Raw genomic sequence first — 10,899 nt, forward strand, 5'->3', positions numbered from 1 at the left:
TGAGCGGTTTCGCCCGCACATTGTCTGCCCGCGCGTCCGCGCACGACTTCCCGATCGTCCCGATCACCGGCACCCTGGAACGTCCCGGCGACCTCGACACCCTCAGTGAGGTTTTTTCCCACTCCCGCCCATGTCTTGACACTTCTCAATGGTCTAGTCCATTGTGACTGCGCACACACTCCCCCCGAGTGCCTGCGGGGCGCCGCCGCCACGTCCGGCTTCGCCAGGTGCTCCGATGCCGCGTGCCGCCGGGTGCGCGTTTCCCCGTTGGAGGACCCATGAAATCCCTGCGCCGCACCACTTCCCGCCGGAAACTCGCCGGAAGGCTCGGCGTGCTGGCACTCGCCGCGGGCGCCGCGCTGACCACCGCGACCGGCACCGCCTCGGCCGCGGGAGACCCGGTTCTCGCGGCACCGTATCTGTACCAATGGGGCGGGCAGAGCGATCCGTCCGCCGCGATGGACGCGACCGGCGTCAGCGCGTTCACCCTCGCCTTCATGCTTTCGGGCGGCGGCTGCGCTCCCGCGTGGGACGGCAACCGCCCGCTCGACGGTGCCGACGCCGCGATGATCCAGAAGATCCGCGCCGCGGGCGGCGACGTGATCCCGTCCTTCGGCGGCTGGTCGGGCAACAAACTGGGCCCGAACTGCGGGTCGCCGGAGGAACTGGCCGGCGCGTACCAGCAGGTGATCGACGCCTACGGCCTCCAGGCGATCGACCTCGACATCGAGAACACCGACGAGTTCGAGAACGCCACGGTCCAGGACCGGATCCTCGGCGCGGTCAAGATCGTCAAGGACAAAAACCCGAACCTGCGCGTCGTGATCACCATGGGCACCACGCCGCAGGGCCCGAACGACTGGGGCAAACGGCTGATCACGCAGGCGAAGGCGCTGGGCGCGGACGTCGACGTGTGGTCGCTGATGCCGTTCGACTTCTCCGACGGCGGCGACATGGTCGCGATGACGAAATCCGCGGTGGACGGCCTGGTCGGAGAACTGAAGTCGACGTTCGGCTGGGACGACGCCACCGCCTACCACCGCGCCGGGCTGTCGTCGATGAACGGCAAAACCGACCGGGCCGGGGAAGTCGTGTCCGTCGCAGACTTCACCGCGATCCGCGACTGGGCCGCCGAACACCACCTGGGCCGCGTCACGTTCTGGGCGACGAACCGCGACTGCAGCGGCTGCAGCGGGATCGACCAGGAGAACTACGCGTTCACCAAGGTCGTGGCCGGATACAACGGCTGACCTCGAGGTGGGGCGGGCCTCGCGGGCAGCGGTTCGGCTTGGACGGGGCTGGGCTGGCGCGACTCGGCTGATCCGAGCAGACTGGCAGCCATTCGGCCGAGCTGAGCAGGGCTGGTGTACTCGGCTAATCCGAGCGGACTGGCAGCCGTTCGGCCGACCTGGCCCGGGCTGATGCGACTCGGCTGATCCGCGCAGGCTGGCAGCGTTTCGACTGATCTGAACCGCGCTGACAGCGGTCGACTGGACAGGGCCGGGCAGGCGCGGCTCGACTGAATCCGAGCGGGCTGGCAGCCGTTCGGCCGACCTGAGCCAAGCTGGCAGCGGTTCCCTGAGCGGGGCCGAGTTGGTAGCACCTCGGCTGATCCGAGCCCAGTTGACGGCAGCCCGGCATATTCGAGGCCGAGCTGGCAACGATTCAACCGGTCTGGACCAGGCGCGGGCGACTCGGCTGATCCGAACCCGGCCGACGAGCGGACCCGGGCTGGCAGCAGTTCGGCTAAGCGAACCGGCTCAAGCTGAGCCTCGCAAGTCAGCCGACCAGCGTCTCAGTGGACTGAACCACCGTCCCGCACGCGTCCGAATCGCGGCCGTCCGACCCGGCGGAGCGTGGCAACGGGGACCTTCCCGCCCGGGAGGTCCCCGTCCTGCTGTCCGTCACACACCGTGCGCGGATACGGCCGAACGAGTGAAGATCAGGCAGCAGCGGCGACCGACAGCGCGGCCACCCCGGCCTCGGTCAGCTCGGCGGGAACCCGGCCCACGGCGGCGGCGCCCGCGCCCGGACGGACGTAGCCGCCCTTGGCGAGCGCGTGCGCGGTCATCTGGTCGCAGCAGGCGAAACCGTCGACGAACAGGTCGGGCTCGCAGCTGGTGGACATCTCCGCGCGCTGCTGCGCGACCGCCTTGAGCATCGCCATCGCGCGATGGGTCAGCTCGACGGTCACCCCTTCTGAACCGGACACCGGGATCGCCTTCTTCCTCGTGAGCTACTACTCAACGTTATCGCCGATTGGGCCGAATGTGTTAACAACCACACTGTAGCGCTTCGGGAATGTGACGAGGACTAGACCTGTTCGGTTCCGGCCAGGCGAGACTCGAGCGTCCGGGCCCACTCGCGCACGATCTGCTCGCGGCGGCGGGTGTCGTCGGTGAGGAGATTGGCGAGGCCGAGGCCGCGCCCCAGGTCGAGAGTGGCCTGGACCAGTTCGCGGACGCCCGGCTGAGCTTCGTCGACCCCGAGCAGCTCGACCGCGACCCGGTGCGCCTCCCGGCCGACGCGCGCCTCCAGCGGAACAAGCACATCGCGCAACTGGTCATCAGTCGACGCGACGGCCCACAGCTGCAATGCCGCGCGGAACATCGGCCCGGTGTAAAGAGTCAGGAGCATCTCGACGACCCACTCGATCCGCGACGACCCGCCCGGCGACCCGGCCGCGCGCGTGCGCAGTTCGTCCAGCTGAGCTTCGCCGAGCAACTCGACCGCCGCGGCGACCAGCGATTCCCGGGTCGGGAAGTGATGCTGCGCGGCACCCCGCGAAACTCCGGCCCGCTCCGCGATGACCGCGACGGTGACCCCGTGCCACCCCCGCTCGCCGATGCAGTCCATCGCGGCTTCGATCAACCGCCGCCGCGTCGTGCGGCTGCGTTCTTGCTGCGGTTCTCGGAGCATCAGGCACCACCTGGCCCAGCGTGTCCGCTCCCGCAAGAGTCCGTGAGGGGAACCCTGAGGGACTCTGAGTCCCTCAGGGTTCCCCTCACGGACCTCCGGCCCAGCCTCATGACCTCACCACTGCTCAGTACGACTTCGGCAGCCCAAGGCTGTGCTGCCCCACGAAATTCAGCACCATTTCCCGGCTCACCGGCGCGATCCGGCCCAGTCGCACGGCCGTCACCAGGCTCCCCAGGCCGTACTCGGTCGCCAGGCCGTTTCCGCCGTGGGTCTGCACTGCCTGGTCCACCGCGCGGATCGCCACCTCCGCCGCCGCGTATTTCGCCATGTTCGCGGACTCTCCGGAGGCGAAATCGTCGCCCGCGTCATACAGCGACGCAGCCTTCTGCGTCATCAGCTTCGCCAGCTCAAATTCGATTTTCACCTGCGCGAGCGGATGCGCGAGCCCCTGGTGAGACCCGATCGGCGCGCCCCACACCTGCCGTTCGTTCGCGTAGCCGACCGCCTTGTCCAGCGCGTACCTCGCGGTTCCCAGCGAGAACGAGGCGCCCATGATCCGTTCCGGGTTCAGGCCCGCGAACAGCTGCGCGATCGCCGCGTCTTCCTCGCCCACCAGGGCCTCCGCGGGCAAGCGCACGTCGTCCAGGAACAGGGAGAACTGGTTTTCCGGCGCGACGATGTCCATGTCGATCTTCGTGAACTCGAAGCCGGGCGTGTCCGTCGGCACCACGAACAGCGCCGGCTTCAAACGACCGGTCTTCGCGTCCTCGGTGCGGCCGACGACGAGCACCGCGTCTGCCTCGTCGACTCCCGAGATGAACACCTTGCGGCCGGACAGCACCCAGTCGCCGCCGTCTCGGCGGGCGGTCGTCGTGATCTTGTGCGAGTTAGACCCGGCGTCCGGTTCGGTGATCGCGAAGACGATCTTCTTGCTGCCGTCCGCGATCCCCGGCAGCCACTGCTTTTTCTGGTCCGGCGTGCCGAAGCGCGACAGCACCGTTCCGACGATCGCCGGCGACACCACCATCAGCAGCAGCGGCGAGCCCGCGGCCGCGAATTCCTCCATCACCGCCGCGAGATCCGCGATTCCGGCTCCCCCGCCGCCGTATTCCTCCGGCAGGTTCACGCCCAGGTAGCCGAGCTGTCCGGCTTCGTTCCACAGCTCGTCGGTTTTCTCGCCCGCGCGGGCTTTCTTCGCGTAATAGTCGTGCCCGTACTTGCCTGCCAGATCGGCCGCGGCCTTCCGCAGCGCCACCCGCTCTTCCGGTTCGACGAAGTTCATCGCGTTCATTCGGTCTCTCCCACCACAGCCAGCACCGCGCCTACCTCGACCTGTTGCCCGACCTCGACCGGCAGTTCGGCGACCACGCCGTCCGCCGGGGCCGAGATCCGGTGTTCCATCTTCATCGCTTCCAGCCACAGCAACGGATCGCCCGCCCGCACCCTGTCCCCTCCGGACACTGCCAGCCGCACGACTGTGCCCGGCATCGGCGCGAGCAGCGACCCCGCCGCCAGTGCCGCGTCCGGATCGGCGAACCGAGGCTCGACGGTCAACGCCACCGAACCCAGCGGCGAATCCACATAGGACACCGTGCCGTGCCGGGCGACCGCGAAGGTCCGGCGTACTCCGGCGATGTCGAGGACCACCTGGTTCGACGTGGCGGCGACCAGGGCGACGTCGCCGTAGCCTTCGGCCTGCAGACCGTCGCGGGTCAGTGAGTAGACGACCTCGTAACGGTTGTCTCCCTTGGCAAAAACCTTGCGCTGACCGGCAGAACGAACGTTGCGCCAGCCGCTGGGCAGTCGTCCCAGAGTGGTCGCATTAGCCCGGTTTCCGGCGGCATCCGCCAGTGCGGCAGCTAGTGCGGACCAGCGCTCGGTGTCCACAGTGGCCAGTGGCGCGGCCAAAGTGTCCAGTCCGTGCCGACCGAAGAACGCGGTATCCGTTTCCCCGGCGAGGAAAGCCTCGTGGCGCAGAATCCGAACCAGCAAATCGCGGTTGGTCACCACGCCGTGGATCTTCGCGCCAGCCAAAGCACCGGCAAGTCGACGCGCGGCTTCGGCGCGCGTCGGTGCCCACGTGATGACTTTCGCCAGCATCGGGTCGTAATGGACGCCGATCACCGACCCGGATTCCACCCCGGAATCCAGGCGCAGCCCGGAACCGTGAGTGAATTCACGGTCCACACCGGACACTTCGAAGGCGTGCAGCGTCCCGCTCTGCGGTTGCCACCCAGCCGAAGGATCCTCCGCGTACAGGCGGACTTCGATCGAATGTCCTTTGGTGGCAGGCGGTTCGGCAGGCAGTCGAGCGCCCTCGGCCACCGAAAGCTGCAATGCCACCAGATCCAGCCCGGTGACGTTCTCCGTCACCGGATGCTCGACCTGCAGCCGCGTGTTCATCTCCAGGAAGTAGAAGCCGCCATCCGGTCCAGCCAGGAATTCGACGGTACCCGCGCCCACGTAGTCGATCGCTTGCGCGGCCTTGCGCGCCGCGTCGAACAACTCCGTCCGCATGGCATCGTCCACAAAGGGCGATGGCGCTTCTTCGACGACCTTCTGGTGCCGACGCTGGATGGAGCACTCCCGCTCCCCCACCGCCCAGACCGTGCCATGCGAGTCAGCGAGCACCTGGACCTCGATGTGCCGTCCGGTTTCGAGGTAGCGCTCGCAGAACACCGTCGGATCGCCGAACGCAGATCCCGCTTCGGCACGAGCGCTCTCGACAGCCTCGGCCAGCTCGTCCAGCGAACGGACCACGCGCATACCGCGGCCGCCACCACCAGCGGAAGCCTTGACCAGCAACGGAAGATCGGCCTCGGTCACCGAATCCGGGTCCAATTCGGACAGCACCGGAACCCCGGCGGCGGCCATCAGCCGTTTCGACTCCACTTTGGAGCCCATAGTCTCGATCGCCGCGGGCGGCGGGCCGATCCAAGTCAGCCCGGCGTCGAGCACCGCACGGGCGAAACCGGCGTTCTCGGACAGGAAGCCGTATCCGGGATGGACCGCGTCGGCCCCGGCGTCCGCCGCGGCTTTGACGATCAGTTCGCCCCGCAAATACGTCTCGCCCGGCGCGTTGCCCGGCAACCGCACGGCGACGTCGGCTTCCCGCGCGTGCGGGGAATCGGCGTCCGCGTCGGAGAACACCGCGACCGTCCCGATTCCGGCGTCCCGGCAGCTGCGGAACACCCGGCGGGCGATTTCGCCCCGGTTGGCGACCAGCAGATTCTGGATCATGGCCCTCACATCCGGAAGACGCCGAAGCCGCCTTCGACGCCCTTCACTGGTCCGTTGTGGATCGCCGACAGGCTCAGCCCGAGCACCGTGCGAGTGTCGCGCGGGTCGATGATGCCGTCGTCGTAAAGCATGCCGGAGAGGAACATCGGCATCGATTCCGCCTCGATCTGGTTTTCCACCATGGCGCGCATCGCGGCGTCGTTTTCCTCGCTGTACTCCTGGCCCCGGCTCGCCGCCGCGGCGCGGGCCACAATGGACAGCACCCCGGCCAGCTGAGCCGGTCCCATCACCGCGGACTTCGCGCTCGGCCAAGCGAACAGGAACCGCGGATCGTAGGCCCGGCCGCACATCCCGTAGTGGCCGGCACCGTAGGACGCTCCCATGAGGACGGACAGGTGCGGCACCTTCGAGTTCGACACCGCGTTGATCATCAGCGCGCCGTGCTTGATGATGCCGCTCTGCTCGTATTCCTTGCCGACCATGTAGCCGGTCGTGTTGTGCAGGAACACCAGCGGCGTGTCGATCTGGTTGGCCAGCTGGATGAACTGCGCGGCCTTCTGCGATTCCTCGCCGAACAGCACGCCCTGCGCGTTCGCCAGGACTCCCACCGGATAACCGTGGATGCTCGCCCATCCGGTGACCAGGCTCGGCCCGTACAGCGGCTTGAACTCGTCGAAGTCCGATCCGTCCACGACGCGCGCGATCACCTCGCGCGGGTCGAACGGGACCTTCAGGTCGGTCGGCACGATGCCCAGCAGGTCTTCGGCGTCGAACACCGGCTCGGCGTAGTCCGGTTTGGCCGCCGGGCCCTGTTTGGTCCAGTTGAGCCGCTTGATGATGCCGCGGCCGAGGCGGATCGCGTCCTCCTCGTCCACGGCGAGGTAATCGGCGAGCCCGGACGTCCGCGCGTGCATTTCCGCGCCGCCGAGGGATTCGTCGTCAGATTCCTCGCCGGTCGCCATTTTGACCAGCGGCGGCCCGCCGAGGAACACCTTCGCGCGTTCCTTCACCATCACCACGTAATCGGACATGCCGGGCAGGTACGCGCCGCCTGCCGTCGAGTTGCCGAACACCAGCGCGACGGTCGGCACCTTCGCCGCCGAGGACCTGGTCAGGTCACGAAACACCCGGCCACCGGGAATGAAGATTTCCTTCTGCGTAGGAAGATCCGCGCCGCCGGACTCGACCAGGTTGATCACCGGAAGCCGATTCTGCGCCGCGATATCCGCCGCCCGGAACGATTTCTTCGTCGTCCACGGATTGCTCGCGCCGCCCTTGACCGTCGGGTCGCTGGCCGAGATCAAGCATTCGACGCCTTCCACGACCCCGATCCCGGTGATCACGCTAGCGCCGACCCGGTAGTCCGAACCCCACGCGGCCAGCGGCGAAAGCTCCAGGAACGGCGAATCCTCGTCCAGTAGGAGTTCGATCCGTTCGCGCGCCAGCAGTTTCCCGCGCTTGCGATGCCGTTCGACGTACTTCTCGCCGCCGCCGGCGACCGCTTTGGCCTGTTCGGCGTCGATCTCCGCGAGTTTCTCCAGCATCGCCTCGCGGTTCGCGGCGAACTCGTCGGCGCGGGTGTCCACTGTGGACCTGATAGTGGTCATGCGGTGTATCCCAATCGCTTCGCGGCCAGTCCGGTCAGGATTTCGGTGGTGCCGCCGCCGATGCCGAGAATGCGGACGTCGCGGTAGTGCCGCTCCACCTCGGCCTCGCGCATGTAGCCGAGCCCGCCGTGCAACTGCACCGCCTCGTTCACGACCCATTCAGCGGTCTGCACCGCGGTGTTCTTCGCGAAACACGCCTCGGCGATCACTTCTTCGCCGGACACGTGCCGGATCGCGACCTGCCGGGCGTACGTCCGGGCGACGTCGACCTTGCAGGCCATCTCGGTCAGCTTGTGCTGCACCAGCTGCCGCGAGATCAGCGGACGCCCGAACGTCTCGCGCATCCGGCACCAGTCCAACGTCAAATTCAATGCCCGCTGTGCGTGCGCATACGCTTGCACCGCCAGCGAAAGCCGTTCGGTCACGAACTGCGTCGCCACCTGAGCGAACCCGCTGTTCTCCGCGCCGATCAAGTTCTCCGCCGGTACTCGAACGTCCACATAAGACAGTTCTGCGGTGTCCGAAGCCGCCCAGCCCATTTTCTCCAGCTTGCGCGACACCGTGAATCCTGGCGTCCCACGCTCGACCACAATCAGCGAAAGACCATGCGCGCCAGCCTCGCCGGTTCGGACCACAGTGGTCACAAAGTCCGCGCGGCAGCCGGAAGTGATGAACGTCTTGGCCCCGTTGACCACATACTCGTCGCCTTCGCGCACCGCGGTGGTGCGGATCCCGGCGACGTCGGAACCGCCGTCCGGCTCGGTGACCGCCAGCGACCCGATCTTCTCGCCTTCGAGAGTCGGCCGCACCCAGCGTTCGATCTGCACCGGGTCGCCGGCCTCGACGATGTGCGGCACCGCGATCCCGCAGGTGAACAACGATGCGAAGAGTCCGCCGGACCCGCCCGCGTAGTGCATTTCCTCGGCGACCACGAGCGCGTCGAGGTAATTCCCGTCGCCGCCGCCCGCAGATTCGGGGAACGCGACCCCGAGCAGGCCCAGCTGTCCCGCCTTGCGATGCAAGCCGCGCGGCAATTCCCCGGCCCGCTCCCAGTCGTCCAGGTGCGGCAGCACGTCCTTCTCCACGAACCGGCGCACCGTCGCGCGCAGTTCGGTGCGTTCCGGCGTGCGGAACGGATCCACGGTCACAGCAGCGCCTCCGGGACGTCGAGTTCGCGCGCCCGCAGCCATTCGCCGAGCGCCTTCGCCTGGGGATCGAACCTGGCCTGCGAAGCGACGCCGTCGCCGAGAATGCCCTCGACCACGAAGTTCATCGCCCACAGGTTCGGCAGCAGATGCCGGGTGACCGGCAGTCCTTCGGTTTCCGGCAGCAACCGGCGGAATTCGCCGACAGTCAGCCGATGCACGAGCCAGCGCCACGCTTCCTCGGACCGCACCCACACGCCGAGGTTCGCATTGCCGCCCTTGTCCCCGCTGCGCGCCCCGGCGACAAAACCAAGCGGGACCCGCCGCACCTTGCCCGCCTGCAACGGTTCCGGCAACACCGGTTCGTCCACTTCGGACAACTCAAGCATCGCTGAGGCGGGCGCGATGTCCACCTTGGACCCGTCCGGCAGCACTGCGACATGCGGAACCGCGGCAGCGTCCACAAAGGCCGCCGAATAGACCCCGAACGGCGACGCGTCGGAAGGCGGTGCGGTGACGTGGAATCCCGGGTAGCTCGCCAACGCCAGCTCGATCGCCGCTCCGCTGAACGCCCGTCCGGCGATCTTCGGGTCGTTGTCCTTCACCGCGACATGCAGCAGCGCGCTGGCGCGTTCCTCGGTATCGGCGTCCGCGTGGTCAGTGCGAGCGAGCGTCCATCGGACGTCAGCTGGCGGACGCTTCGCCAACGCACCTTCCAGCTGTTCCCGTACCAGCGCGGCTTTCTCCTCGATGTCCAGTCCAGTAAGGACGAACGTCGTCTCGTTCCGGAACCCGCCGAGCCGGTTGAGGCACACCTTCAAGGTCGGCGGCGGCGCCTCCCCGCGTACCCCGCTGATCCGCACCCGGTCCGGGCCATCGTCCGACAGCGACAGTGTGTCGAACCGCGCCGTCACATCAGGATTCGCATACCGCGCACCGGTGATCTCATACAGCAGCTGCGCAGTAACAGTTCCAGTATTGACCACGCCACCGGTGCCCGGATGTTTCGTGATCACGCTGGAGCCGTCCGCGTGGATCTCCGCGAGAGGAAATCCCGGCACGCCGATCGGCTGTTCCCGGAAGAACGAGTAGTTGCCACCAGTCGCCTGCGCGCCGCATTCGATGACGTGGCCCGCCGCGACCGCTCCGGCGAGCGCGTCGTAATCGTCGCGAGCCCAGCCGAAGTGCGCCGCCGCCGGTCCGACGATCACCGACGCGTCCGTGACCCGCCCGGTCACCACCACGTCCGCACCGGCTTTAAGACATTCCGCGACCCCCCACGCACCGAGGTAAGCGTTGGCAGTCAACGGTTTCTCGAATCCGAACTCGTCGGCGCGGGCGATCAGGTCATCGCCCTCGACGTGCGCGACGCGGACCTCGAGACCGAGCTTCGCGGCCAGTTCCCGCAACGCGTCGGCGAGCCCGGCCGGGTTGAGCCCGCCCGCGTTCGCGACGATCCGGACGCCCTTGTCCTTCGCCAAGCCGAGGTTTTCCTCCATCTGCCGGAGGAACGTCTTGGCGTAGCCGCGCGCCGGGTCCTTCATCCGGTCGCGGCCGAGGATGAGCATGGTCAGCTCGGCGAGATAGTCGCCGGTCAGGACATCGAGCGGACCGCCGGTCAGCATTTCCCGCACGGCGGAGAACCGGTCGCCGTAAAACCCGGACGCGTTCCCGACGCGCAGCGGCGCGCTCACGCGAACTGCCCCGGCTCGCGCCCCGCCCCGGGCGGCCCGGCGAACGCCTGCGCGATGCCCAGCCACTCCTCGACGTCCGCGCCCGTCGCGACCAAATCAGTGTCCGCCGGATGCCGCCGCTGCGTCGCGACCAGGCAAAAGTCGAGCGCGCTGCCGGTCAGCCGCTGCTCCGCGTCCTCCGGACCGAACGCCCAGGTGCTGCCGTCCGGCGCGACCAGCTCGACCCGGAATTCCTCGGTCGGCGGCGCGAGCGAATGGAGTTTGTACGCGAAATCGCGAGTGCGCGTGCCGAAC

The 10,899-nt window shown here is 68.0% G+C and carries 8 protein-coding genes and 1 pseudogene; 1 reads left to right on the top strand and 8 read right to left on the bottom strand.

The window, feature by feature from the left end; translation table 11 throughout:
* Positions 1-278 precede the first annotated feature (278 nt).
* Positions 279-1,250 (top strand): chitinase, encoded by a 972-nt coding sequence (locus tag D0D37_RS25745; protein WP_116203159.1) that lies wholly within the window; start codon positions 279-281, stop codon positions 1,248-1,250.
* A gap of 692 nt (positions 1,251-1,942) precedes the next feature.
* On the opposite strand, the gene D0D37_RS25750 is transcribed toward D0D37_RS25745, so the two are convergent.
* From D0D37_RS25750 to D0D37_RS25785, 8 genes and pseudogenes are all read right to left on the bottom strand, one after another.
* Positions 1,943-2,212 carry a hypothetical protein gene (locus tag D0D37_RS25750; protein ID WP_116203160.1) on the bottom strand — a complete coding sequence of 90 codons (270 nt, stop codon included), beginning with the start codon at positions 2,210-2,212 and terminating at the stop codon, positions 1,943-1,945.
* Between the two features lie 101 nt (positions 2,213-2,313).
* The gene (locus tag D0D37_RS25755; protein ID WP_037814758.1) at positions 2,314-2,919 is read right to left on the bottom strand and encodes a TetR/AcrR family transcriptional regulator; all 606 of its coding nucleotides are present in this window, start codon (positions 2,917-2,919) and stop codon (positions 2,314-2,316) included.
* 124 nt (positions 2,920-3,043) lie between these two features.
* Positions 3,044-4,210 carry an acyl-CoA dehydrogenase family protein gene (locus D0D37_RS25760; RefSeq protein ID WP_116203162.1) on the bottom strand — a complete coding sequence of 389 codons (1,167 nt, stop codon included), beginning with the start codon at positions 4,208-4,210 and terminating at the stop codon, positions 3,044-3,046.
* On the bottom strand, positions 4,207-6,159 hold the full coding sequence (locus tag D0D37_RS25765; RefSeq protein WP_116203163.1) for an acetyl/propionyl/methylcrotonyl-CoA carboxylase subunit alpha: 1,953 nt from the start codon (positions 6,157-6,159) through the stop codon (positions 4,207-4,209). The genes D0D37_RS25760 and D0D37_RS25765 overlap by 4 nt, the downstream gene beginning before the upstream one ends.
* A gap of 5 nt (positions 6,160-6,164) precedes the next feature.
* Entirely contained in the window at positions 6,165-7,766 is a 1,602-nt protein-coding gene (locus D0D37_RS25770; protein WP_162834471.1) for an acyl-CoA carboxylase subunit beta, read from the bottom strand.
* Positions 7,763-8,956, bottom strand: a complete 1,194-nt coding sequence (locus D0D37_RS25775) for an acyl-CoA dehydrogenase family protein (protein WP_116203167.1) — start codon at positions 8,954-8,956, stop codon at positions 7,763-7,765. The genes D0D37_RS25770 and D0D37_RS25775 overlap by 4 nt, the downstream gene beginning before the upstream one ends.
* On the bottom strand, positions 8,911-10,605 hold the full coding sequence (locus tag D0D37_RS25780) for an acyclic terpene utilization AtuA family protein (RefSeq protein WP_116203169.1): 1,695 nt from the start codon (positions 10,603-10,605) through the stop codon (positions 8,911-8,913). The genes D0D37_RS25775 and D0D37_RS25780 overlap by 46 nt, the downstream gene beginning before the upstream one ends.
* Positions 10,602-10,899: pseudogene (locus tag D0D37_RS25785) on the bottom strand (wyosine base formation domain-containing protein); the annotation flags it as partial. The gene D0D37_RS25780 and the pseudogene D0D37_RS25785, both read right to left, overlap by 4 nt.

It is taken from the genome of Amycolatopsis circi (assembly GCF_003385235.1).
Lineage (GTDB): Bacteria > Actinomycetota > Actinomycetes > Mycobacteriales > Pseudonocardiaceae > Amycolatopsis > Amycolatopsis circi.